The sequence below is a fragment of the Oceanobacillus sp. FSL K6-0118 genome (genome assembly GCF_038006665.1).
Classification (GTDB): domain Bacteria; phylum Bacillota; class Bacilli; order Bacillales; family Amphibacillaceae; genus Oceanobacillus; species Oceanobacillus caeni.
In genome coordinates, this window is sequence record NZ_JBBOVR010000001.1 from 962,927 (window position 1) to 986,916 (window position 23,990).

At 36.3% G+C, this 23,990-nt stretch carries 25 protein-coding genes; 17 read left to right on the forward strand and 8 right to left on the reverse strand.

Annotated elements, in window-relative coordinates; genetic code table 11:
• The first annotated feature begins 2 nt into the window (after positions 1–2).
• Genes cbiB through MHI02_RS05035 form a run of 10 tightly spaced genes read left to right on the forward strand, consistent with a single transcriptional unit; the run spans position 3 to position 7,059 of the window.
• Complete coding sequence (gene cbiB / locus MHI02_RS04990) at positions 3–968, forward strand: adenosylcobinamide-phosphate synthase CbiB (RefSeq protein ID WP_341165705.1); 966 nt, start codon at positions 3–5, stop codon at positions 966–968.
• The gene (cobD, locus tag MHI02_RS04995; protein ID WP_083452582.1) at positions 943–2,022 is read left to right on the forward strand and encodes a threonine-phosphate decarboxylase CobD; all 1,080 of its coding nucleotides are present in this window, start codon (positions 943–945) and stop codon (positions 2,020–2,022) included. The genes cbiB and cobD overlap by 26 nt, the downstream gene beginning before the upstream one ends.
• Entirely contained in the window at positions 2,001–2,591 is a 591-nt protein-coding gene (locus tag MHI02_RS05000) for a bifunctional adenosylcobinamide kinase/adenosylcobinamide-phosphate guanylyltransferase (protein ID WP_047184350.1), read from the forward strand. The genes cobD and MHI02_RS05000 overlap by 22 nt, the downstream gene beginning before the upstream one ends.
• Before the next feature lie 40 nt (positions 2,592–2,631).
• Complete coding sequence (locus tag MHI02_RS05005; protein WP_083452585.1) at positions 2,632–3,474, forward strand: cobyric acid synthase; 843 nt, start codon at positions 2,632–2,634, stop codon at positions 3,472–3,474.
• Entirely contained in the window at positions 3,471–4,265 is a 795-nt protein-coding gene (cobS, locus tag MHI02_RS05010) for an adenosylcobinamide-GDP ribazoletransferase (protein ID WP_047184349.1), read from the forward strand. Before MHI02_RS05005 ends, cobS begins: the two co-directional genes overlap by 4 nt.
• A complete protein-coding gene (locus MHI02_RS05015) occupies positions 4,235–4,849 on the forward strand; it encodes a histidine phosphatase family protein (RefSeq protein ID WP_240473257.1) in 615 nt (204 codons plus the stop codon). The genes cobS and MHI02_RS05015 overlap by 31 nt, the downstream gene beginning before the upstream one ends.
• Positions 4,801–5,235, forward strand: a complete 435-nt coding sequence (locus tag MHI02_RS05020) for a bifunctional adenosylcobinamide kinase/adenosylcobinamide-phosphate guanylyltransferase (protein WP_047184347.1) — start codon at positions 4,801–4,803, stop codon at positions 5,233–5,235. The genes MHI02_RS05015 and MHI02_RS05020 overlap by 49 nt, the downstream gene beginning before the upstream one ends.
• A gap of 5 nt (positions 5,236–5,240) precedes the next feature.
• On the forward strand, positions 5,241–5,735 hold the full coding sequence (locus MHI02_RS05025) for an ECF transporter S component (protein WP_047184346.1): 495 nt from the start codon (positions 5,241–5,243) through the stop codon (positions 5,733–5,735).
• Positions 5,732–6,451, forward strand: a complete 720-nt coding sequence (locus MHI02_RS05030) for a hypothetical protein (protein ID WP_060668772.1) — start codon at positions 5,732–5,734, stop codon at positions 6,449–6,451. The genes MHI02_RS05025 and MHI02_RS05030 overlap by 4 nt, the downstream gene beginning before the upstream one ends.
• Entirely contained in the window at positions 6,448–7,059 is a 612-nt protein-coding gene (locus MHI02_RS05035) for a histidine phosphatase family protein (protein WP_047184344.1), read from the forward strand. Before MHI02_RS05030 ends, MHI02_RS05035 begins: the two co-directional genes overlap by 4 nt.
• Before the next feature lie 345 nt (positions 7,060–7,404).
• On the opposite strand, the gene MHI02_RS05040 is transcribed toward MHI02_RS05035, so the two are convergent.
• From MHI02_RS05040 to MHI02_RS05050, 3 genes are read right to left on the reverse strand one after another with little or no spacing between them, the layout of a single operon-like run.
• Complete coding sequence (locus MHI02_RS05040; protein ID WP_047184343.1) at positions 7,405–7,623, reverse strand: hypothetical protein; 219 nt, start codon at positions 7,621–7,623, stop codon at positions 7,405–7,407.
• A 12-nt stretch (positions 7,624–7,635) separates the two neighbouring features.
• Positions 7,636–8,067 carry a hypothetical protein gene (locus MHI02_RS05045; RefSeq protein WP_052771653.1) on the reverse strand — a complete coding sequence of 144 codons (432 nt, stop codon included), beginning with the start codon at positions 8,065–8,067 and terminating at the stop codon, positions 7,636–7,638.
• Positions 8,051–8,266, reverse strand: coding sequence for a helix-turn-helix transcriptional regulator (locus MHI02_RS05050; RefSeq protein ID WP_047184342.1), 216 nt, complete (start codon positions 8,264–8,266; stop codon positions 8,051–8,053). Before MHI02_RS05050 ends, MHI02_RS05045 begins: the two co-directional genes overlap by 17 nt.
• Positions 8,267–8,427: 161 nt before the next feature.
• On the opposite strand from MHI02_RS05050, the gene MHI02_RS05055 reads away from it, so the two are divergent.
• From MHI02_RS05055 to MHI02_RS05070, 4 genes are all read left to right on the forward strand, one after another.
• The gene (locus MHI02_RS05055) at positions 8,428–9,120 is read left to right on the forward strand and encodes a response regulator transcription factor (RefSeq protein ID WP_047184341.1); all 693 of its coding nucleotides are present in this window, start codon (positions 8,428–8,430) and stop codon (positions 9,118–9,120) included.
• The gene (locus tag MHI02_RS05060) at positions 9,113–10,117 is read left to right on the forward strand and encodes a sensor histidine kinase (RefSeq protein WP_047184340.1); all 1,005 of its coding nucleotides are present in this window, start codon (positions 9,113–9,115) and stop codon (positions 10,115–10,117) included. The genes MHI02_RS05055 and MHI02_RS05060 overlap by 8 nt, the downstream gene beginning before the upstream one ends.
• Positions 10,118–10,246: 129 nt before the next feature.
• Positions 10,247–11,008 (forward strand): ABC transporter ATP-binding protein, encoded by a 762-nt coding sequence (locus MHI02_RS05065; RefSeq protein ID WP_047184339.1) that lies wholly within the window; start codon positions 10,247–10,249, stop codon positions 11,006–11,008.
• Positions 10,998–12,947 carry an ABC transporter permease gene (locus MHI02_RS05070; RefSeq protein ID WP_047184338.1) on the forward strand — a complete coding sequence of 650 codons (1,950 nt, stop codon included), beginning with the start codon at positions 10,998–11,000 and terminating at the stop codon, positions 12,945–12,947. Before MHI02_RS05065 ends, MHI02_RS05070 begins: the two co-directional genes overlap by 11 nt.
• A 55-nt stretch (positions 12,948–13,002) precedes the next feature.
• Here MHI02_RS05070 and MHI02_RS05075 read toward each other — a convergent pair whose 3' ends face one another.
• Positions 13,003–14,508 (reverse strand): DHA2 family efflux MFS transporter permease subunit, encoded by a 1,506-nt coding sequence (locus MHI02_RS05075; protein WP_060668924.1) that lies wholly within the window; start codon positions 14,506–14,508, stop codon positions 13,003–13,005.
• 471 nt (positions 14,509–14,979) lie between these two features.
• Here MHI02_RS05075 and MHI02_RS05080 point away from each other — a divergent pair, with 471 nt between their 5' ends.
• Both MHI02_RS05080 and MHI02_RS05085 read left to right on the forward strand, forming a co-directional pair.
• A complete protein-coding gene (locus tag MHI02_RS05080; protein WP_047184336.1) occupies positions 14,980–16,179 on the forward strand; it encodes an iron-containing alcohol dehydrogenase in 1,200 nt (399 codons plus the stop codon).
• Positions 16,180–16,217: 38 nt separating this feature from the next.
• Entirely contained in the window at positions 16,218–17,537 is a 1,320-nt protein-coding gene (locus MHI02_RS05085; RefSeq protein WP_047184393.1) for a GntP family permease, read from the forward strand.
• An 80-nt stretch (positions 17,538–17,617) separates the two neighbouring features.
• Here the strand turns inward: MHI02_RS05085 and trpB are convergent, their stop codons facing one another.
• The 4 genes from trpB to MHI02_RS05105 form a co-directional block, all read right to left on the reverse strand.
• Entirely contained in the window at positions 17,618–18,784 is a 1,167-nt protein-coding gene (gene trpB / locus MHI02_RS05090; RefSeq protein WP_047184335.1) for a tryptophan synthase subunit beta, read from the reverse strand.
• A gap of 200 nt (positions 18,785–18,984) precedes the next feature.
• Entirely contained in the window at positions 18,985–20,115 is a 1,131-nt protein-coding gene (locus MHI02_RS05095; RefSeq protein WP_083452605.1) for a CAP domain-containing protein, read from the reverse strand.
• 184 nt (positions 20,116–20,299) lie between these two features.
• Positions 20,300–21,472 carry an aminotransferase gene (locus MHI02_RS05100; RefSeq protein WP_060668926.1) on the reverse strand — a complete coding sequence of 391 codons (1,173 nt, stop codon included), beginning with the start codon at positions 21,470–21,472 and terminating at the stop codon, positions 20,300–20,302.
• Entirely contained in the window at positions 21,469–21,972 is a 504-nt protein-coding gene (locus tag MHI02_RS05105) for an Lrp/AsnC family transcriptional regulator (RefSeq protein WP_047184332.1), read from the reverse strand. Before MHI02_RS05105 ends, MHI02_RS05100 begins: the two co-directional genes overlap by 4 nt.
• A gap of 202 nt (positions 21,973–22,174) precedes the next feature.
• On the opposite strand from MHI02_RS05105, the gene pabB reads away from it, so the two are divergent.
• On the forward strand, positions 22,175–23,914 hold the full coding sequence (gene pabB, locus MHI02_RS05110) for an aminodeoxychorismate synthase component I (protein ID WP_341165706.1): 1,740 nt from the start codon (positions 22,175–22,177) through the stop codon (positions 23,912–23,914).
• The last annotated feature ends 76 nt before the right edge of the window (positions 23,915–23,990 follow it).

Consider the following 23,990-nt stretch of genomic DNA (forward strand, 5'->3'; position numbering starts at 1 on the left):
GAATGATTGTGTATCATTTGATAGCCATAACATTAGCAATTCTTATCGATTCCATTATAGGTGATCCACCCTCATGGCCACATCCTGTGAAATGGATGGGAAGTGGAATTTCTAGAATGGAGAAGAAATGGAACCGGGGGAAGTCACGAAAATTAAAAGGAATCATCATGGTATTAATGATGATAACAGTGAATTTCTTTATAACGTTTCTACTAGTTTGGGGCTTCTATCATATTCACGTTATTGCCGGTATTTTGTTAGAAAGTATTCTTATTTCCACAACAATTGCTCGAAAGGGGTTGAAAGATGCGGCTTTAGAAGTCTATGTACCTCTTAAAATGGGCAATTTTAAGGAAGCAAGATTAAAATTATCGTACATTGTTGGTAGAGACACGGAAACTTTGGGAGAAGAAGAAATGGTTAGAGGTACCGTGGAGACGGTAGCAGAAAACATAAGTGATGGGGTGACTGCACCATTGTTCTGGGCATTAATTGGCGGTGCACCACTCGCTCTAGTTTACCGTGCTATCAATACATGTGATTCTATGGTAGGTTATAAAAATGAAAAATACGGGGAGTTCGGTTGGGCGTCAGCAAAACTAGATGATGTGGTAAATTGGATACCAAGTCGGTTGACCGGTTTTCTTATATTGATTGCTCACCAACCAGCACATATGAAAGTAACAAAAGCATGGGAAATACTATTTCGTGATTCAAGAAAACACCCAAGTCCAAATAGTGGATGGCTTGAGGCCTCGGTAGCTGCGTTATTGGGTGTGCAACTTGGCGGCATCAATTATTATAAGGGTGTCATTTCTAATAGAGCGAAAATGGGAGAGCCGATTATCCCTTTGCATAAAGATCATATTATAGAAACCAATAAAATCTTAACTCGAACGACTATTGTTTTTTTAGTTGTTTTATGGATTGGAGGGGGCGTCATTGAACTTACCGCAACATGGTTCTAATCCCCAATATGTATATCAAGAAATGGGAATAGAAAAACCGGATCAAATCATGGATTTAAGCGCAAATATTAATCCGTTAGGTCCACCTAAGCATTTGGAGCAAAATTGGATGAGTTTTTTTCAAAAGATTAATGATTACCCAGATCCTTACTCTCTTTCATTGAAGACGATGATTTCGGAAAAAAATGAGATAAATATGGACTCCGTTTTAATAGGAAATGGCGGAGCTGAATTGATTTCTCTAGTGGGTAGATTGTTATTGGAAAAAAACGTTCTTATTACCGAGCCAGGATTTTCTGAATATGAAAAGGCTTGTCAGGCCAATGATTGTCGAATTTATTACCACTACTTAAAAGAGCCTCATTGGGAATTACATATCCATGAAATAAAGGAAAAGCTAGAGGCAATAGATGCTGTATTCTTATGTAATCCGACGAACCCAACTGGTGTTTTTTATTCTTATGACACCATTGTCCAATTATTAGAAGAATGCAAGAAGGCGAATGCGTTACTTATAGTCGATGAGGCATTTTACGATTTTGTGGAGGAATATACTCCAATTGCGGCTCTGATTAATGATTATAAAAATTTAGTCATTCTTCGCTCCATGACAAAAATGTTTGCCATTCCGGGCCTGAGATTAGGATATATGATGGCTCATCCATCGGTTGTGGAGGAAATATCGGTTTACCAATCCCACTGGAATGTTAATGCATTAGCGATGACAGCAGGGGAATTATGTTTACAAGACGAATCATTTGTACATAGAACGGTTCAGTATATAAAGAAAGAGCGAACAAGACTATTTGCGTTTTTTGACAAGGAAAGCTTTGTATATTCACCTTCTAAGGTTAACTTTTATTTATTGAAAGAACCGAAGAAGGATTATATGGGGGAATTATTTGCTTACCTTTTAAAAAAGGGGATTGTACCTAGACATACATGCAATTTTCCTGGAATAGAGGGAAAATGGCTAAGATTTGCGATTAAAAGTATAGAGGAAAATAATCAACTTATGGAGGCGCTAAAAGAATGGAAACAACAACTTCCATAACGTTTATTACCGGTGGCGTTCGAAGTGGCAAAAGCAGTTTTGCAGAAAGAATAGCCATTCAAAAGGCAGAGGAAATAGGCGGTTCCTTACATTATATCGCTACCGGTAGAGCAACAGATTCTGAAATGAGACTAAGAATTAAACGACATCAGGAAGATAGAAATAAAAGTGGTCATTCATGGAAAACGTGGGAAAAGGAAACAAATATTTCCACCCTAGCTACAGAATTTAATAAGAAAGATGTCATTTTGTTAGATTGTTTGACGACGATGTTATCGAATGAATTATTTGCTCATGAAGCTGATTGGGTGGAGCAGCGTTTGGAGAAAAAAGAGGTTTTCCAAAGAATTTGGCAAGGGATAAAGGAAATAGCAGATTATAGCAATCAAGTGGTCCTTGTTAGTAATGAAGTATTAAATGAGCCTATCCTTCCCAATGAATTATTGGTGACCTATAGTGAACTACTCGGGAAATTACATCAAAAAATAGTTCGTTACGCAGAAAGTGCTTATTTAGTAGAAGCAGGAGTACCTTTACTAATGAAAATGCATGTTCAAAAGGGAGGATAATAACGGACTTTTTAAACAACCATTGAAAGGAGAAAAAGGTATGAAAGGAATCATGATACAAGGAACCGCTTCGGATGTTGGAAAAAGCCTCATTACTACTGCTCTCTGCCGTTTATTTGCACAAGAGGGTTTGAAGGTTGCACCATTTAAATCTCAAAACATGTCTAATTATTCCTATATACTTCCGGGTGGAAAGGAAATAGGACTTGCTCAAGGTGTTCAAGCAGAGGCTGCAAGGACAGAGGCTTCCATTTGGATGAATCCAATATTATTAAAACCTAACTCTGATACACAATCAGAAATCATATTACTTGGAGAAACAGTAGAAACACTTTCCGGAAAGGATTACCGAAATCAATTTTATGATAGGGGATTAGAAGCGGTTCGAACCTCTTTAAGCCATTTACAAGGGGAATTTGATGTTGTCGTAATTGAAGGTGCAGGAAGTCCGGTGGAAATAAACTTGAATGATCGAGAATTAGTTAATATGAAGATTGCGGAATTAGCTGATGTCCCCGTACTTTTAATAGCAGACATTGAACGTGGTGGAGTCTTTGCTAATATTGTAGGAACATTAGAGCTACTTTCCCCTATGGAAAGGAAACGTATACAAGGGATTATGATTAATAAATTTCGCGGGGACATTTCACTTTTTGAAGATGGTGTACAATGGTTAGAAGAGAAGACTGGGGTTCCCGTTCTTGGTGTCCTTCCATACATGATGGATCATGGCATTCCTAAAGAAGATTCATTAGCTTCACAAAGGCTGGACCAAGCGGTGCGGGTTAAGGAAGAACAATATGATTCTCTAGCATTCGAAGTAAAAAGACATCTTAATTGGGAAAAAGTAAAAGACATTTTGAACGGATGGAACGGGGAATGAGGAAATTTATTACAGGTTTTCTTATAACGATTCAATTTTTAACAGCTCTACCAATAAAGAAATCATTACCGATGGAGAAGGATTATATTGAAAAAAGTATTCAGTCCTTCCCATTGCTAGGGTTATTTCAAGGAATCCTTTATAGTGCTCTATTATATTTTCTTTTGGAATGGACTCCTTTTTCAACATTAGCAATTGCCTTTATTATTTGGCTTGCTACCATCCTCATCACTGGTGGTATTCATTTAGATGGTTGGATGGACATGAGTGATGCCTATTTCTCTTATCAAGATAAAGAAAAAAGACTAGAGATAATGAAAGATCCAAGGACTGGTGCATTTGGAGTCATGTCTCTACTAGTTTTACTAAGCAGTCGACTTTTATTTATTTATGAAGTGATCCAATTTGCAAAGCTATACACATTCCTTCTCATCATTCTTATTCCTTTTCTAAGTAAAATAGTGATGGGATTGGTGTTACTGCTTATTCCAGCAGCGAAGAAGGAAGGTTTGGCTTCTTTTTTTAAAAATGCGGCAAAGAAAAATACATTATATATATATCCCATTTATATCATTGTCTTATTTGCACTTATATGTATGATTGATCTTACGTTTATTCTCCCGGTACTTTTATTTGTCCTAGTTACGGTGGGATGTTATTTCTTTATTCGCCAAAAGACAGTAAAACATTTTGGGGGAATTACAGGTGATATTCTTGGTGCTTCAGGAGAAGGGACTGAAAATATATTATGGATGACGTTGTGGCTATTACATTATTTCGCCATGGTTTAACGGAAGAAAATAAGCGACAAGCTTACGTAGGTTGGACCGATTCCGTGCTAACAGAAGAAGCGAGACTGGCACTATCTTCCATTAGACTTCAGGCAAAGGACTATGATTTATTTATTTCCAGTGACCTTAATCGTTGTGTAACTACCATGAATCTATTATTTCCAAACATAAAGCCTATCAAATTAGCCGAATTAAGAGAAATGAATTTTGGTATCTTTGAAGGGAAAACATATGCGGATTTAAAGGATGACATGAATTATCAGCGATGGATAAATCAACCGTTTAAGGAAGTCATTCCTGGTGGGGAGTCATTTCAATGGTTTACATATAGAGTGGATAAAGGATGGAATCGAGTTGTGGACATGATATTCAGAAATCATGCTAAAAATGTATTTATCGTTACACATGGTGGGGTCATTCGATATTTACTGACTCGTTATAGTGAAGAAAAGAAGGAATTTTGGGATTGGAAAATAGAACATGGGACCGGATATGTTTTGAAGTTTCGTAAAACAGATTTAAGGAGGGGAGAACCATGCATTTCGTTACAGGAGGTGCCTTTAACGGGAAAAAGGCTTGGGTAAAAGATAATTATGCTTGCGCTAAATGGATATCCTTCTATGATGGAGACAAGTTACCAAAGACTTTGGAAAATTCTTCTAGCCAACGTATTGTGTTTGAAGGAGTGGAACGTTGGACAAAAGAAAGCTTGGAGAAAATGACTATCGATGAAGCCCGAGCGCATTTAAGAAATTGTCTTGATCAATGGTTGGAATGGGAAAATGCTAAGGCCAATAGAAGCATGATTATAATTGGAGCAGACATCATGAAGGGAATCGTTCCAATGCAAAAGGAAGAAAGAGATTGGCGTGATTTGACAGGTTGGTTTTATCAAGATTTAGCGAGAAGAAGTAAACGGGTGGATGTTATTTGGTATGGAATAAATCAAACTATTAAAATGGGGGAGTGAGGGAAATGAATATAAGAAAAATGAGCTTAATTGCCTTATTTATTGCCCTATCTGTTATCGGAGCGGCTATTAAAATCCCCGCTATTATCGGAAGTATTGCATTAGATGTCTTTCCCGCGATACTTGCCGGAGCATTTTTTGGAGCGGTACCAGGGGCAATAGTAGGTGGTTTTGGTCATATGGTATCCGCACTTATTGGAGGAATGCCTCTTGGTCCCCTTCACTTTATCGTGGCAATTAGCATGGCTTTGCTCATTTATATATTCGCCAAATTGTTTCAACATGGGAAAAGAACATTGGCATATATCGTATTCGTTCTAGGTAATACATTCATTGCTCCATTACCTTTTATATTTATTCTTGATATAGCATTCTACATCGCATTAGTCCCTTCCTTATTTGTCGGATCTTTATTGAATGTCCTAATTGCCTGGTTGATGATTCCACGCTTAGTTACTGTTTTTCAAGGGGCATATCAGAGAGGAGAAGCGAAGGGATGAGAGATGCGCTAATTATTCCGTTTAATGAACAAGAAGAATTAGTTATGACGACTGACAATAGTGGTGCAATCGGATTAAAAGAAGCGGATGCTGTAAAAGTTCCATACGAAATCGTAAGTTACTATTCTTTTCGCGTCGCTATAGTAGAAGCCTTATCCTCAGGTGCAATACCAGTCTCCATCGTCCTGCAAAACTTTTGTGGGGACGAAGCATGGAGTAATTTAAACACTGGAATTCAGAGAGGATTAGCTGAACTTGGAATGGAAAATATTACACTAATGGGAAGTACGGAAAGTAATTTTTCTTTAAGTCAATCTGCAATTGGAGTTACCATTATTAGTAAGAGGCAAATCTTGAGTGAAATGAACATGAAGACTTCCGATTCCAATCGTGTTGCTTTAATCGGTTTGCCATTAGTTGGTGAAGAAGTTATAACACAAGAAGATGATGTTGTTCCCCTTTCTGTAGTGAAAGATATTTGCAGAATGAGAGATGTCCAAGTTTGGCCTGTTGGTTCAAAGGGAGTATTGCATGAATTAAGAAGAATGGTACCTTCCTTAGATAATGGCATGGTAAAAAATTGCACTAAACTAGATTTAGAAAAGTCAGGTGGGCCATCTACATCTATTTTAGTGAAGTACTCTAAGGGGAAGGAATCCGAATTACGAAAGGTAGCAGATAAGAATTTCCATAGGCTTTGGGAGGGAGAAGTTTGAAGTTATTTGTTGTAAGACATGGTGAAACAGAATGGAACGCACAAAAGAGATTACAAGGACATTTAGATTCCCCTTTAACAGTTAATGGAATCCATCATGCAGAATTATTGAGTAAGAGACTTAAATCTACTTGTTTTGCTTCCATTATTTCTAGTCCAAGTGAAAGGGCTATGCACACTGCTAGAATAATAAGAGGAAACCAAACGCTTGCGATTGAAACGGATAAGCGGTTGAAAGAAATAAATCTAGGAAGTTGGCAAGGGAAAACGTTTGAGGAAATTAAGGAAATGGACCCAGATAGGTTTGAAAATTATGCAAAACATCCTAATCAATATTATCGTGAAGAAAAAGAGGCTGAAAATTTAACAGACGTTGTGACAAGGGTAAAAGATTTTTTGAAAGATACAGAGGAAAAATATCAAACTGGGAATCACCTCATCATCACACATGGCGTTGTTATAAAAGTTTTACAGTTGATTTGTAAAAACTATTCTATCGATAAAATATGGGAACCACCAGAAATTGAAGGGACGAGCCTTACCATCATAGAAATAAAAGATGGAGAAAGAAAGCTGTTAGTTGAAGGGGACATTTCTCATAAGGAGTAATGTGGAAAAGAACTACATACTGTATGCTATACATTGTACTTTATATTTCTAAAAAAAGTCCAAAAAGAAGACCACCCGAGAATGCTCGACCAAAAGCAAGGGTAGTTCTTCTCACAAACTATAAGAGCAACTCTCGTTTCGAGCGATGAAGTTACCGTAAGGAAATGTGTGTTCAGCACACCATCCTTTTATTCTATAAAACGTTTTAACATGGAATATTCAAACACGCGAAAAATTATATAGTACAAAAAATGAAATCAATGAATGATGTAACGTCCTGCGATTGAAAAGCAGGACGTTTTTTAATGTGTGTAAGTAGTTGAAATGGATTGGTGGCAGGTAAGTTTAATTATCCGTTCCTTGCCTCGAAACAAGAAATCGATTAATTGCTACAATCAATATAACGGTTAATATAATAATAACAATAGTGGTTAAAAGAATGAAAACCGAATTTAATATAGTATTCGTTTCTATTCCATATTTATCAAATACAGATGCTACCAGATAACTTACGACAAACGCATACAATGCAACACTTAAAGTAGTAAGCAGTCTATTGATCATGGATACTCCCCCTTACATTTTCTTTTTATTTAATAGAAGATGATAATAGTAGTAACAAATACAAATAAGATAAAGCCCTGCAAGAAAGAAAAAGGATACCTTATTCATATAACCAAGCATAACGAATGTTAGAAGACCTAAAGGTATAATGGTGGTCATTAGATCAAATGCTTTCGATTTTGAATTTTCATAGATATGGATCACTCGTTCATCTTTTTCTTCAATTTGTTGTTCTCTTGTCTTGTTTTTTTCGTAACCAATTGCAGAACTGGCAACTAGAAATAATAAAACTCCAAGAAATCCAACCGTAATGGGGACTAGATCCGGTCTAATAAATGCTACTTTTAGAAATTCAACACCAATGAAACCTAGGGAAAAACCTAATAGTAGAAGTAAGATTCCAACCACTTCTAAAGATCGTAGTAACCTAATTTTCCCTTTCATTATTCTCCTCCTCATAAATGAAAATATCTTCAATGTTCATATCAAAATATCTTGCAATCTTAAATGCCAAAATGATGGATGGATTATATCTCCCATTTTCGAGGGAGCCAATGGTTTGCCTCGTTACCTCTAATGCATTGGCTAGTTCTTCTTGCTTAATTCCATGTTTTTTTCGTATTTCTTCTAATCTATTTTTCACTTTTTATGTTTCTCCTTGATGGAAAGTTTACTTTCCATTATTATATACTATGCTAATAAGTATGTAAAGTTAACTTTCCATACTAAAATGAATAGGTATAAATTTACTGAAGTGATATACTTAAATACTAAGGAAACACCATAAGGGGCGGGGTGGATTTGATGTTTAAAATTTTATTAATTGAGGATGACAAAACATTATTTAACGAGATAAAGGATCGACTTTCACAGTGGTCCTATGATGTATATGGTATTCATGATTTTAATAAAGTGATGGAAGAATATACACAAGTCATGCCAGATTTAGTTGTGATTGATATACAATTACCGAAGTTTGATGGGTTTCATTGGTGCAGATTGATTCGTTCGCATTCCAATGTTCCAATTGTTTTTCTTTCCTCTCGTGATCACCCGATGGATATGGTTATGTCCATGCAACTAGGGGCTGATGATTTCATTCAAAAGCCATTTCACTTTGAGGTGTTAATAGCTAAAATCCATGCGATATTAAGACGGGTTTATGATTATAGTACGGAACAACAAACCAATATTCTAGTGTGGAACGGGGCGACAATTGACTTTTTAAAAAACACCGTTAGTACCAAGACTGGTGAAGTGGAACTGACGAAAAATGAAATGTTCATATTAAAGACTTTAGTTGAAAATAAAAATCAAATTGTTAGTCGTGAGAAAATGATGAGAAGTCTTTGGGATGATGAACGTTTTGTAAGTGATAATACGTTAACAGTTAATGTTAATCGTTTAAGAAAAAGTCTAGGAGAACTAGATTTAGGAAAGTGGATTGAAACAAAGGTTGGACAAGGTTATGTGGCGAAGGAAGAACTCCATGATTAGGGAATACTTACGCGAAAGGCAAAGTTGGATTTATTTATTCATCATTTTACAATTTTTGGTATTATTTGTTGCCTATCTTGATGCTTCTATTAATTTTCAATCCGTTTTATATGTTACATTTCTATCCTTTGTGATTTTTATTCTTTTTATAATCATTCGATATCAAAAAGAGTCGGCATATTATAGAGTGTTGAAGAACTGGAACCCGAGTGATGACCTTGGATACTTAAAAGAAGCGGACAAACCGTTTGAAAAGATTTCTGAAAAAGTGGTTAGGGAACAAGTAGAGCATTATAAAAGGGAATTAAATGATAATATAAAACAGTTAGAACAGGAAAAGGATGATTTGCTTTCATGGATTCATGAAGTAAAAACACCACTCACCGCTATGCAACTTATGATAGAAAGGCTTGAAGATGATCAATTAAAATCCCAGTTGCAGTACGAATGGTTGAGAATTCATTTACTTCTTGACCAACAATTACATCAAAGGCGTATGGCCTCTATGAAAAATGACCTCTATATTGAAAAAGTAGCTCTTAAGCCTTTAATCTATAGGGAAATAAAGGACCTACGAACGTGGTGTATGCAAAAGGGAATCGGATTTGATGTGAATTTAGAAATAACAGAAGTTCTTACAGATGCAAAGTGGTTCAGTTTTATTATTCGTCAGCTATTAACAAACGCTGTAAAGTACAGTGAAAACTCAGATGTAGTCATAAGTAGTATTGATGATGATGGTGTCGTCCAATTGATCATAAAGGATTCGGGTAGGGGAATCCCTGTGAAAGATTTATCTCGTATTTTTGATAAAGGTTTTACCTCAACGAGAAACCACCAAGACTATAAAGCAACAGGAATGGGACTTTATTTAACGAAGAAAGTGGCTAACGCGTTAAAAATTAATATCGATGTAGAATCAAAGGTTGGAAAGGGCACGACGTTTACATTAACATTTGCTAAAAAGAATACGTTTCTAGAAATAACGAGCATGTGACATGATTGTCACATGCTTATTGATTTTGTTAGGTAATTCGAAGGAAAAATAGAACGATATTTTTTATACTGTAGGAAACTAGAAGAAAGATTCTAATCGAAATTTAATAGAAAAAGGGGTTGAACGGATATGAGCATTTTAGAAGCACGAAAAATTCATAAAAGTTACGGCAATAAATGGAATAAACAAGAAGTATTAAGAGGGATTGATATTGAAGTAGAAAAAGGTGAATTTGTCGGTATTATGGGTCCTTCCGGCTCTGGGAAAACAACATTATTAAATGTATTATCTTCAATTGATAAAGTTACTAACGGATCTATTAAAATTGAGGGTCAAGAATTTACCAAGATGAAAGAAAAACAGCTGGCTGAGTTTCGAAAAAATCATTTAGGTTTTATTTTTCAGGAGTATAACTTATTAGATACATTGAGCGTTAAGGAAAATATCCTACTGCCACTTACTATCAAAAAAGTAACAAAAAAAGAGGCCCAAAATAAATTTGCTACTGTAGCAAAGGAATTAGGTATCTTAGAGGTGAAAGATAAATATCCTGGGGAAATATCTGGTGGTCAGAAACAGCGTACATCTGCAGCCCGTGCATTCATCCATGATCCAAGCATTATCTTTGCAGACGAACCTACAGGAGCATTAGATTCGAAATCTGCTTCGGATTTATTAAATAAACTAGGGGATCTAAATGAAAAAAGAAAAGCAACGATTGTAATGGTAACACATGACCCGTTAGCGGCAAGCTATTGTAGTAGGGTTATCTTTATAAAAGATGGTCAAATCTTTACTCAGTTAAATAAAGGTGATGAAAGCAGACAAACATTTTTTAATGACATTATTAAAACGCAAGGTGTTTTAGGTGGGGTGCAACATGAGCTTTAAACAACTTATTTTTCGTAATTTGAAAAAGAATCTATCGAATTATTATCTTTATGTTTTTGCATTAGTCTTTAGTGTTGCTTTATATTTTGCTTTTGTCACCCTACAATATGATCCTTCTATGGATGAGGTAGAAGGATCCATTAAGGGTGCTGCAGCATTACGTGCCGGGGCAGTTATGTTAATAGCCATTATTATTGTGTTTTTGATTTATGCGAATAACTTATTTACTAAACGCAGAAGTAAAGAAATTGGTTTACTCCAACTAGTTGGTTTAACAAAGGGGAAAATCTTTCAAATTCTCAGCGTTGAAAATATGATGTTGTATTTTGGTTCCATGTTAATTGGGATTTTTGTTGGATTTTCCGTATCTAAATTGCTTATGATGATTTTAATTAAGATTATGGGTATTAATGAAGTAGCAACTTTACGTTTTTCTGTTGAAGCACTTATCCAAACTGCAGTTGTATTTGTATGTATCTATGTAGTGATTATGGCAATGAATGCCTTGTTTATTAAGAGGCAACGAATTCTTCATTTGTTTCAGGTAACATCCAAAACAGAAGGTAAAGTAAATCGAGTTTCCGTTATTGGGATGTTGATAGGAGTTTTGGGGATAGGATTAATTGCCTTTGGATATTACTTATCCACTAGATTGTTTAGTGGAGACTTTACAGAATTGAATGCATTATATTTTGCAATGCTTACCATTCTAGGTTCTGTCATTGTGGGAACATATTTGTTTTATAAAGGTTCTGTTAGTTTTATCTTTAATATGATTCGTAAAAAGGACAATGGCTACCTTTCGATAAATAAAGTGCTTTCCCTGTCATCCATCATGTTTCGTATGAAGTCGAATTCCATCTTGTTAACGATTATTACAACCGTATCCGCATTAGCCATTGGTTTGTTGTCTTTAACTTATATATCTTATTATTCAACAGAAAAGACGGCTGAAGAATCGCTTCCAAATCATTTTTCGATTCCAAATGAAGCAGATGCGGCTCGCTTCATGGATGAATTGGAAGCAGCAAAAATTGAATATACAGAGAAAAAAGTCGACTTTCATCAAGTACATGCTGATTTATCTAGGATTATGGAGACGTATGATGAAGAAAATGGGAGTTTTAATCCCGGAGATGCAACAATGGTTGTGATTAGTGATGAAGCAGTAGAAGGGATTGATTTGTCCCGTAATGAAAGTATTATCGTGAATTTCCCAGACACATTGCAGCAATTTATGTCTCTGAAAGAAACTGGTCAGATTTCATTAAAAGGCCAAGCTCAAACGGTTACTTTAAATTATAAAGGACTTGAAGACAGGAATGTTTTACCGTCACTTCTGACGTTAGGCGGTTTTCCTGTAGCAGTTGTTGACCAGGGTGTCTACCAGCAATTAAAAGAGGATATGGATGAATCGATTCAAAAAGAATCTACTGTTTATGTGGGAGTCGATGTGAAGGATAAAGGGGAAATAGAGGAAGCGGACAAAATTTTTCAAGAATTAGGTTTCCAAGAGAACTTCGGATATAGTTCACGGCTTTATGTAAGTTCTACCGGCAAAATAACGATGGGGCTAGCCATGTTCCTTGTTGGATTTTTTGGTCTCACCTTTTTGATCACTTCAGGATGTATTCTCTACTTCAAACAAATGGATGAAAGTGAAGAAGAAAAAGGAACGTATACGATTTTACGGAAACTGGGCTTTACCAATAAGGATTTGTTAAATGGGATTAGAGTGAAGCAACTGTTTAACTTTGGAATTCCATTAGTAGTAGGTTTATGTCACAGTTATTTTGCAGTAAAATCTGGTTGGTTTTTCTTTGGAACGGAACTTTGGACACCGATGATTATTGTGATGGTATTGTATACATTGCTTTATTCCATATTTGGACTTTTATCGGTACTGTATTATAAGAAGGTAATTAAGGATTCTTTGTAAAATAGAAAACGCCCCAACTCGTATGAGATGGGACGTTTTTTATTTATTTATCACACTACAAAGCACGAGAATTTCCTGGTACTTTTGATAGGTTTTTAGATTTTTTCGGTTTATCTCCCATTGGGGTTGCTCTTTTTATAAATAAGGCTAATGCTAACGCTAGAATGATGAAAAATGTGGAGATTAAAAAGGCATCATTAATTCCACCAAGCATTGCTTCTAAAGTTATATGTTGTTTTGCTTCCGCCGTTGGTTGACCGATAACTTGTGCCGTTAATTGTTTTTCGTACATTGCTTCGCGAGTTGACATGATTGTGATAATAAAAGCTGTTCCAATCGCACCGGAAACTTGGTTTAACGTATTGTTCATTGCAGTTCCATGTGGATAAAGCTGTTTAGGTAATTGATTTAATCCATTCGTTGTGATTGGCATCATGACCATGGATAAACCAAACATGCGAACAGCATGGATAAACATTAAATAATAGTAGGTTGTTTCAAATGATAAATGACTTAATTGGAAAGTAGTCCCTGTTACAATAATCAGTCCAATAACTGCAAGTATGCGACCACCATATTTATCAAATAAACGACCAGTTATAGGGGACATGAAGGCATTGACAATCGCCCCTGGAAGTAGCATTAGGCCTGCTTTCATTGGAGAAATTCCTAAAATGGTTTGAGCATAAATAGGAAGTAACATAAATCCAGAGAAAAGCGCCATATTTACGACCATAGTAATAACAGATGCTAATGAAAACATAGGATATCGATAAACATTGAAATTAAGCATAGGGTCGTTTAACTTCGATTGTCTTACAATAAAAGTGATTAGGGAAAGAACACCAATGATAATGGTCATATAGACGGATGGACTATTCCAACCATTACTTCCAGCAGAGCTAAACCCGTAAAGTAGGCCTCCGAAGCCTATACTTGATAATAAAACAGATATAGCATCAAGATGGATATCGACTTTTTCCTTTTTATCTTTTAATAAAATAAATCCAAGAATCCATACGACAATAGCAATTGGAGTAATGAAATGGAAAAGCATTCTCCATTCATAATGTTCTAATATCCAGCCAGATAAAGTTGGTCCGATTGCTGGTGCAAACATTAGAATGAGACCAAATACTCCCATTGCTGTACCACGTTTGGCAACCGGAAAGCTTACAAGCATTACGTTCATAAGAAGTGGCATCATAATCGCAGAACCTGATGCTTGAACCATTCTCGCCCCTAATAAAACTGGAAATATCGTTGCTGTTCCTGCAATAATAGTTCCTATCGAAAATAATCCCATTGCGATTAAAAATAAACGACGAACAGAAAATTTCTGAATGAGAAAAGCTGTTGTTGGGATAAGAATACCATTCACTAGCATATACCCCGTAGTTAACCATTGGACGGTTGCTGTATCAACCTGTAGATTTGCCATTATAGAAGGAAGGGCTACATTTAATAATGTATTGTTTAAGAAAGAAATAAAAGCACCGATCATTAATATTGCAATAATTCCATATGGTGGACGTACTTCATGATTAAACTCTTGGTTCATTTTTATCCTCCAATCTAGACTAGTAGTTCATTTACATATCATAAATAAAATCATAGCACTGAAATAGCTTACATTGCAATATGAAAATTTAACTATAAAGAAGACTTCCATCAGTGGGGGTTTTCCTTCATCTCCTAACTAATGGTTATTGCATTTATCGGACCTTAATTGGCAGTTGATCTCCCACTTACCTTTTTGTTTTACAAGAAGCTTGAGGTGGGATAAAAATTAAAGAATTACAGATAGTATACTGCTAGTCTAATTGGAAGACTTGGAAGTGGTCAGTGAATTATTTGTTTTTCTAATGGGGCTTCGAGTATTTGATACTGTCACACTTTTTGGTTGGATAATCAGAAAATTTGTGCTAATCTATACTTATGCATTTAATAAAACGCTTACATTACGTGTGTATGAAAGTTGGCGCGACTTTCGTATGTGGAATCGAAGGTAATTAGGAAGGGGTAGATAGAGTTGGAAAGGTTTGCTACATTTAGTACCCCACAAACCATTCATTATGGTAGAGGGGCGTTTAGAGAAGTAGGAAAGGAAACGGAAAGTCGAGGAAGTAAAGCTCTTATCATTAGTGATCAAATCATGAATGACCTTGGTTACGTAAGTGAGTGTCGTGATGTATTACAAAAGGAAAATATAGAAAGTACTGTCTATTTAGGGGTTAAGTCTGAGCCTACAGATCAATATGTTGCAGAGGCGCTTGAGATTTTCCAAAAAGAACAATGTAATGTTGTTATTTCTCTTGGTGGGGGAAGCTGTATAGACACTGCTAAAGCAATCGCTGTCGTCGCAACAAATGGTGGTTATATTGGAGAATATATGGGAGGCAAAAAAATAGCAGAGAAAAAACCTATTCCCCATATTGCAATCCCAACAACAGCAGGCACAGGTTCTGAGGCTACAGATGCTACGGTTATTAATAATACAAGTAATGATGTCAAAATGATGATAAAACAACCTTCATTTATGCCTGATGTTGCTATTGTTGATCCGTTATTGACAGTATCTTCACCAAAATCAGTGACAGCTGCTACTGGTGTGGATGCACTAAGTCATGCAATAGAAGCCTATATTTCAAGAAAGAAGCAGCCGATGACAGATATGCTAGCTCTATCAGCGATGGAGAAGATAGTTGGGAATTTAAAACCAGCATATGAAGATGGTAATAATATGGATGCAAGAGAAGAAATGGCAGTGGGGGCTTTACAAGCTGGAATGGCATTTACGAATGCTTCTGTATGTTTAGTGCATGGAATGTCTAGACCAATCGGTGCATTATTTCATGTTCCGCATGGATTCTCCAATGCTATGTTACTACCTGCCGTCCTTGAATTTAGTAAAGAGGCATGCATCGAGAGATTAGCAGACCTTGGAAGATTATTTAACAAGGACGCTAACAGTCTATCAAATGAAGAAGCCGCAGAAATGGCTGTATCTTCCGTGAAAAGACTTTGTTTAGATTTAAATATACCTAACTTAAAAGGGTTTGGGATTGATGAAAACAAATTTGAGCAAGCAATTAGCAAAATGGCTGATGATGCCTTAAATAGCGGAAGCCCACAAAATAATCCAAGAGTTCCTTCTAAGAAAGAGATAGAGGAATTATATCGGGTTTGCTATAGCTATGATTTTTCATCTGAGAAATCAATTTATTCTTAAACTAAAAAAGGGGGGAGAAAATAGTGGCATTTCTTGGGATGATTGGTCTGTTAGGGTCACTTATTTTATTAATTTACCTTACGATGAAGGGCGTTAATATTATTATCGCGGCCCTACTTAGTTCCGTTGTTGTTGCTATTACTGGGGGACTACGGTTAGATACAGCATTAATGGACAATTATATGACAGGGTTTACGGGGTATTTTGCTTCATGGTTCTTGGTATTCTTGCTAGGGGCTATCTTTGGAAAAGTGATGCAAGAAACAAAGTCTGCAGATAGTATTGCAAATTGGATTAAAAATAAGTTTGGGGCTAAACGTGCTGTATTTGCGGTAGTGGCAGCTGCAGCAATTATGACTTATGGTGGTGTAAGTTTATTCGTAGTTGGTTTTGCTGTTTATCCAATCGCAGTTTCCTTATTCCGTTCTGCTAATTTACCACACCGATTCATCCCGGCAGCATTAGTATTCGGATCTATTTCTTTTACCATGACTTCACCTGGTTCACCAGAAATTCAAAACATTATTCCAACAGAGTTCTTTGGGACAACTCCAACTGCAGGTGGTTGGATTGGAGTTTTAAGTGCATTATTGATTATGATTGTTGGTGGATTATGGTTAGGTTCAATGGTAAGAAAAGCTTCTGCTAATGGTGAAGTTTTCTCCTTACCGAAGCAAGGAAATGAGGAAACGGCAGCTAGTTTAGTTGCAGAAGAACAGCCAGAACAAAGTAAAGGTGATCTTCCCAATACCCTTTTAGCTATTCTTCCTCTTGTATTAGTTATCGTGATACTTAATATTCTTGGTCAGTTTTTGACCCCTACTGTAGCACTCTTAATTGCTTTGACTATTGGGATTGCTGTTGCATGTTTAAGCATGTTGAGATTTCTTAAGGAGTTTTGGGATGCACTTGCAACTGGTGCGCAAAATGCACTTGTAGCATTAGCTAATACGTGTGCAGTAGTTGGTTTTGGAAGTGTAGCGGCACAGGTTTCCGCTTTCGATTCACTAATTAATGGTCTTGTAAATATACCAGGACCCCCTTTAATAGGGTTGGCAATTGGAGTAACCGTTATTTGTGGTATTACAGGGTCTGCATCAGGTGGACTTGGAATTGCACTACCAATTCTTGCACCCATTTATTTAGCGCAAGGAGTAGATCCAGGAGCAATGCACCGTGTTTCAGCATTAGCTTCAGGTGGTTTGGATTCTTTACCGCATAATGGTTATATTGTAACGACCGTTCGTGCTATCTGTGGTGAAACCCATAAGAGAGCATACAAACCTATATTAATGCTAAGTGTTATCTTACCAACAGCAGTACTTGCATTAGCAGTTATTTTGTATAGTATTTTTTAATTAGAAACATTACCCTTCCAATAGGTTGTGGAAGTATTTTAATAATAAAAATAAGAGCAGGAAATCTGCTCTTGTTAAACTTATTTATTCAACATAGTATAAACCTGATCTACGTCTTTATCGCCTCTACCGGAAAGGTTAACAATAATGACATCTTCTTTGTTTAGTTCTTTTGCTAGTTTCATAGCATGTGCAACAGCGTGCGAACTTTCTAATGCCGGAATAATTCCTTCCACCCTAGATAACTCTTGGAATGCCTCAAGTGCTTCCCCGCCAGAAGCTTGAACATATTCTCCACGACCGGAAGCATATAGGTAACCATGTTCTGGTCCAACACCTTGATAGTCAAGACCTGCTGCAATCGAATTGGTTGGCTTTAATTCGTTATTCTCATCGAATAATGTATAAGACTTAAATCCATGGAATACTGCCGGAATACCTTCTGAAATAGATGGAGCTTCGGAAGGTTCTACACCAATTAACCGAACGTCTTTATCATCTAAGTAACTAGCAAAGGAACCAATCGCATTACTTCCACCACCTACACAAGCAACGATGGCTGTTGGTAGTTTATTTTCCTTTTCTAAAATTTGTCTTTTGGATTCTTCACTGATGATAGATTGGAAGTATTTCACCATTTCTGGGTATGGATATGGCCCAACAGCAGAACCGATTAGATAAAACGTATCTTGATGATTTTTTACTAGGTCTTCAAACGCTGCATCTACCGCTTCTTTTAGCCGACCACGGCCATCTTCCACGGCAACTACTTCAGCACCTAAAAGTTGCATACGGAATACATTTAAGGCTTGTCTTTCTGTATCGACTTTTCCCATGTACACGGTGCAAGGTAAACCAACCATTGCCGCTGCAGTTGCGGTGGCAACTCCATGCTGACCTGCACCAGTTTCCGCAATAATGCGTTTGGCACCCATACGTTTTGCTAGAAGTATTTGACCTAAGGCGTTGTTAATTTTATGTGCACCTGTATGATTCAAATCCTCACGTTTTAAATAGATTTTGGCCCCACCTATTTTTTCTGTAAGGTTTTTAGCAAATGTTAGCGGATTTTCACGCCCAACATATTCTTTTAAATAGTAACGATATTCCTCTAGAAATTTAGGATCATCTTTATATTTATCGAACTGGTCTCCAATATTATCCAAAATCACCTTTAAATCCTCGGGAATAAAACTGCCACCAAATTCACCAAAATAACCTTTCTCAGATACAACTTCTTCACTCATTCTCTGCTCAGCTCCTATTCTAGTAATACTATGTTTCATTCTCTTATTATATATGAAATGTTAGATAATTTTAAGAAAATTATAAAGAAGACTTCCATTAGTGGGGTTTTCAATCATCCTCCACTGATGGTTAGTCGCATTTACTACCCGTTTTAGGTGGGATAAAAAAAGGACGCTGGTTTCCTGCGTCCGAATGATTGTTATTTCGTTAAAAAGTTCTCCGTATAAAATGGTTGCGAATTCTGGTTAAAATCGACACCAACGGCTAAAGACTCAAATTCCTTTTTCAATATATTTTCTCGGTGGCCCAAGGAGTTCATTAACCCTTCATGAGCAAAAATGCTACTAGGTTGCCCGGTTGCAAGATTTTCCCCGGCTATTCGGAATACAATATCATCTTCCTGCATCCGGTCAAATGGTGATTGTCCTTGCAAGTTCGTATGACTAAAGTAATTATGTTCAGCCATGTCTGTACTGTGATCACGAGCAGTTTTTCTAAGTGGTTCCTCCCAATTTAATACTGGCAAACCATGAACGACCCGGGCTGCATTGGTTAAATCAAAAAGTTGATATTCTAGTCCTGCTTTTAAATCAGGGGTCGGTTCTCCGAAGTATTCCTTTTTCTGTTGTTCTAGCTTGTCGCTAATAATTTGAATGGCGGTAACCGTATTATTTTCATGTTTATCATAAAAAATCGTCACATAGTTATGATCAATGAAAAATGTATCATTTTCATCATCATTTTGTATTTGATAACGGACTAGTCCTTTGCGAATAGCTGATAATGGTTCGTCTAAAGTTGATAAAACAGTCTCTCGTGAACTATTTAAATCAATGCCAAGTGTAGAACTTAATAAATCCTGGTTCGTATATAGACCAGCGACTTTGTCTTCCTTATCATATGCTACCATAAAAAAGTTTTGGTAATTTTCATGATAAGTATTCCATTCTACTCCATATTCGTTCAGACTTGAACGTTTGGGGGTTCCGACTTGTTGCTCTACATCTGATCGTTTATCACCAATTTCAATATTATGGATGGAAAAGCTTTGATTGGTCGGTTCGTTTAGTTTTGGTTTTTCTATAGTCGGTTCGGTTTTTATATCATGATTTTCCTGAGTCCCGTTTAGCCTTGACAATAATATTTGAAACTCTTGTTTTATTGTATTTACTGTCGAAGTGACGATTGGATTTTCTATAAACTCATTTACATCTTCTTTTATCTCATGAAAAACACCTTGAAAACCAGAATGCTCATATGTCTCCCCATAAAAGTGCCATAAAGCTCCGGCGACAAGCAATAAAACTATCCAATTTCTTAAGCGTAACATGTCCCCACATCCAGTCTTCATTTATGTTTTTTTATCATATCAAGTATCAACATTATGAACAAATGTGAAGAAGCCTAGAATAGGTGGTATAAAGTGCTAAATTTGGAAGGGAAAAGTGGAGAGCACATTTGGTTAGTAAAAAATAAGAAATCCCTAACTAATTTTTTAGCAGGGATTTCTTATTTTATTTCAATGAATCGATAAATCTTCCCATACGCTTCATTGCTTCTTGCAATTGTTCGATAGATGTAGCATAGGAACAACGAATATATCCTTCTCCGGATTCACCAAAAGCATTGCCCGGAACGACTGCCACTTTTTCTTGTTGGAGGAGTTCGCTTGCAAATTCTTCCGAAGAGAGTCCAGTTTGCTTAATCGATGGGAAAACATAAAATGCGCCACCTGGTATATGGCAGCTGAGCCCAATATTATTTAAGGCTTGAACGATATAATTCCTTCTTCGCCAGTAACTTTCTCTCATATGTTCAACTTGATCTGTACTATTTTGTAAAGCCTCTATGGCAGCTCTCTGTAACATATGTGGCGCACACATGGTTGTATACTGATAAATTTTTACCATTAGGTCTACCATTTCTTTAGGGGCTGCTACAAAACCCAGCCTCCATCCCGTCATTGCAAACCCTTTGGAGAAACCGTTAATTAAAATCGTTCGCTCATACATTCCTGGGATGGAAGCCATACTCGTAAATCCATCATCATATGTAAGTTCTGCATAAATTTCATCTGTGAGACAAATGAGGTCATGCTTTTGAATGACGTTAGCGATTTGTGTTAACTCCTCTTTATTTAAACAAGTACCGGTTGGATTATTTGGTGTACAAATTAAAACAGCTTTCGTTTTATCTGTTATCGCTGCTTCAATTTGCTCCGGTGTTACCTTAAATCCATTATCGGAGTAGGTGGAGATTGGAACCGGAACCCCTCCAGCCAATAATACTAGTGAAGCGTAAGATACAAAAGCAGGCTCCACAATTAACACTTCATCACCTGGGTTTACAATGGCGCGAAAGGCTAAATCAAGAGACTGGCTTGCTCCGACAGTGACAATGATTTGATTCTCAGGATCATAGTGAACATCAAATCTTCTTTGTACGTAATTTGATATTTCTTGGCGTAATTCGATTAGCCCAGCATTTGCTGTATAGGATGTATATCCGTCCTGTAGGGCATTGATAGCCTCATCACGAATGTTCCATGGAGTAATAAAATCAGGTTCTCCAACCCCAAGTGAGATGACACCCTCCATACTTGCTGCCAAATCAAAAAACCTTCTTATCCCAGATGGTTTTAGGTCTATTGCTGTTTTTGATAAGTATTGTTCATAATCCATGCTCATGGGGTAACCACCATTCTTTTATCATCATCGTCGTTCCCTTCGATGATGACACCATCATGTTTGTATTTTTTTAATATAAAATGTGTGGTTGTGGAGATAACATTATCAATTGTTGATAATTTATTCGAAACAAATTTCGAAACCTCTTGCAATGTTTTTCCTTCTAATGTAACTGATAAGTCATAAGTACCTGACATTAAATAGACGGAATTAACTTCTGGATAACGATAAATTCGCTCGGCGATTTCATCAAATCCTACGCCATGTTGTGGTGTAACCTTAACGTCTATCATTGCTACGACAGTTTCTTTACCTTCAATTTGATTCCAATCAATAAGGGTTGGATAACTAACAATTATTTTATCTTCTTCTAATTTTTTAATCGTCCTATGAACGTTTTCTTCCGTCATATTTAATTGCATTGCAATAGTTTCTGTGGAGATTCTATGATTTTCTTCTAGAATTGCTAATATATTCAATTCATCATTAGATAATTTCATTGCTTTTCCTCCATCCATTTTCTAAACGATAAACTGTATTAAATTTATATCACTTTACAGAATTTATCAACAAATAAAGTCAAACTAATGTTGGTTTTTGGTGAAAGTTAAAGGTTTTTGTCGAAGTTTTTACTGAAGTGACATGTGTCATTTAGTAATATTATAATAAAAAGAAAAAATTAAATGGAAAAGGAAAAAACTAATGAATAAAGAAATTATATTATCATTTGAATTTGCTTCATCAACAGGGGAGATTTGTCCACATACGTTTACGAATCCAGTTCGAGTTATTTCGACTAATGCAGTGGAAGAAGTGATCCCGTGTTTAAGAATGGTACAGGATGCGGTTGAAGAAGGGTATTATGCTGCAGGATATTTGGCTTATGAGAGTGCACCTGCTTTTAATGAAAAATTTAAAGTAAATCCCAATAACAAAATGCCTTTATTATGGTTTGGAATTTTTAAGGAAGTTAGTGAAAAATCTGTAGAAAGTGATGGATACTATCAGGTGGGTCCATGGAATATTTCTACACCTAAAGATGAATATAGTAAATCTATTAAAACGATTAAAAAGGCTATAAAAAATGGAGTTACCTACCAAACGAATTATACCACTCGATTGTATTCTAAATTTCAAGGTGATGATGTAGCTTTTTTTGAAAAACTAAAAAGAGCGCAAACATCCAACTATTCTGCCTACCTTAATATAGGAGATTATCAGATTTTATCAGCTTCACCGGAACTTTTCTTTCATATGAAGGACGAAACCATTACAACCCGTCCAATGAAGGGAACGATTAATAGGGGAAAAACAGTAGAGGAAGATAAGGAAAATGCAAAATGGTTGTACAAATCGGAGAAAAATCGTGCTGAAAACATCATGATTGTGGACTTATTACGAAATGATTTAAGTGTTATTGCACAACCAACATCCGTTCATGTACCGAAATTATTTGAAATCGAGCAATATCCAACCGTTCACCAAATGACATCAACTGTACAAGCAAAGGTAAAGAAACAAACTGATTTAGTAGATGTTTTTCGGGCGATTTTCCCTTGTGGATCCATTACCGGTGCCCCAAAGATAAGTACGATGGAAATTATTTCAGAATTGGAAACAACTCCTCGGGAAGTGTATTGTGGTGCAATTGGTTTTATTACACCGAAAAAGGAAGCAATTTTTAACGTGCCGATTCGTACGGTTGTTATTGAAGGAAAAACAGGGGTTGCCACTTATGGAGTAGGAGGTGGAATCACTTGGGATTCTACAACTAAAGGGGAGTATCACGAAATGCTTGACAAAGCTAGATTGTTGGAGGAAGAGAGACCTGATTTTCGATTGTTAGAGAGCTTACTATTAGAAGATGGGGAGTATTTTCTGTTGGAAGAGCATATCCATCGTCTTAGCAATAGCGCTAATTACTTTGGAATACCAATGAATAAAGAGAAGGTTAAAACAGCTTTACTTTCTTTTGCTAAAAGTTATGAAAATGGTCCGTATAAAGTCCGTTTGCTTTTTTCAAAAAAAGAAAAAATCGAGTTAGAAGCCAAGTCCATTACTGCCCCAGATGTTCCAGTAAAAGTAATGCTTGCAAACGAGCCAATCGATTTGGAAAATCCATTTTATTACCATAAAACGACGAATCGTACCATGTATCAATGCTTTGAAAAAAAAGAGGGAATCTATGATTTGCTTTTATGGAATAAGAACAGAGAATTAACGGAATTTACGATTGGTAATGTTGTGTTAAAGATTGATGGAAAGCTATGGACGCCACCAATAAAATGCGGGCTACTTGCAGGAACTTATCGTCAATTCCTGATTACAACAGGAAAAATAAGGGAGAAAGTATTATATGTAGAAGACTTAGATAGGCAAGAGGGTATTTGGTTAATCAATAGTGTACGTAAATGGCTTCCCGTTGACTTTTCTACTACTTAACTAAGTCTTCTAATATGAACCATATAGAACCAATATGTGTATACTTAATTTTTTATTGCTAGAAAGACAAGGGTGT

Coding starts and splice junctions, on each gene's coding strand:
- MHI02_RS05000 (WP_047184350.1), top strand. CDS start 2,001: ATGGAAACAACAACTTCCATAACGTTTATTACCGGTGGCGTTCGAAGT.
- MHI02_RS05040 (WP_047184343.1), bottom strand. CDS start 7,623: ATGATCAATAGACTGCTTACTACTTTAAGTGTTGCATTGTATGCGTTT.
- MHI02_RS05020 (WP_047184347.1), top strand. CDS start 4,801: ATGCATTTCGTTACAGGAGGTGCCTTTAACGGGAAAAAGGCTTGGGTA.
- cbiB (WP_341165705.1), top strand. CDS start 3: ATGATTGTGTATCATTTGATAGCCATAACATTAGCAATTCTTATCGAT.
- MHI02_RS05060 (WP_047184340.1), top strand. CDS start 9,113: ATGATTAGGGAATACTTACGCGAAAGGCAAAGTTGGATTTATTTATTC.
- MHI02_RS05065 (WP_047184339.1), top strand. CDS start 10,247: ATGAGCATTTTAGAAGCACGAAAAATTCATAAAAGTTACGGCAATAAA.
- MHI02_RS05005 (WP_083452585.1), top strand. CDS start 2,632: ATGAAAGGAATCATGATACAAGGAACCGCTTCGGATGTTGGAAAAAGC.
- MHI02_RS05075 (WP_060668924.1), bottom strand. CDS start 14,508: ATGAACCAAGAGTTTAATCATGAAGTACGTCCACCATATGGAATTATT.
- MHI02_RS05070 (WP_047184338.1), top strand. CDS start 10,998: ATGAGCTTTAAACAACTTATTTTTCGTAATTTGAAAAAGAATCTATCG.
- MHI02_RS05095 (WP_083452605.1), bottom strand. CDS start 20,115: ATGTTACGCTTAAGAAATTGGATAGTTTTATTGCTTGTCGCCGGAGCT.
- cobS (WP_047184349.1), top strand. CDS start 3,471: ATGAGGAAATTTATTACAGGTTTTCTTATAACGATTCAATTTTTAACA.
- MHI02_RS05100 (WP_060668926.1), bottom strand. CDS start 21,472: ATGAGCATGGATTATGAACAATACTTATCAAAAACAGCAATAGACCTA.
- MHI02_RS05085 (WP_047184393.1), top strand. CDS start 16,218: ATGATTGGTCTGTTAGGGTCACTTATTTTATTAATTTACCTTACGATG.
- MHI02_RS05045 (WP_052771653.1), bottom strand. CDS start 8,067: ATGAAAGGGAAAATTAGGTTACTACGATCTTTAGAAGTGGTTGGAATC.
- MHI02_RS05030 (WP_060668772.1), top strand. CDS start 5,732: ATGAGAGATGCGCTAATTATTCCGTTTAATGAACAAGAAGAATTAGTT.
- trpB (WP_047184335.1), bottom strand. CDS start 18,784: ATGAGTGAAGAAGTTGTATCTGAGAAAGGTTATTTTGGTGAATTTGGT.
- MHI02_RS05025 (WP_047184346.1), top strand. CDS start 5,241: ATGAATATAAGAAAAATGAGCTTAATTGCCTTATTTATTGCCCTATCT.
- MHI02_RS05105 (WP_047184332.1), bottom strand. CDS start 21,972: ATGAAATTATCTAATGATGAATTGAATATATTAGCAATTCTAGAAGAA.
- MHI02_RS05055 (WP_047184341.1), top strand. CDS start 8,428: ATGTTTAAAATTTTATTAATTGAGGATGACAAAACATTATTTAACGAG.
- pabB (WP_341165706.1), top strand. CDS start 22,175: ATGAATAAAGAAATTATATTATCATTTGAATTTGCTTCATCAACAGGG.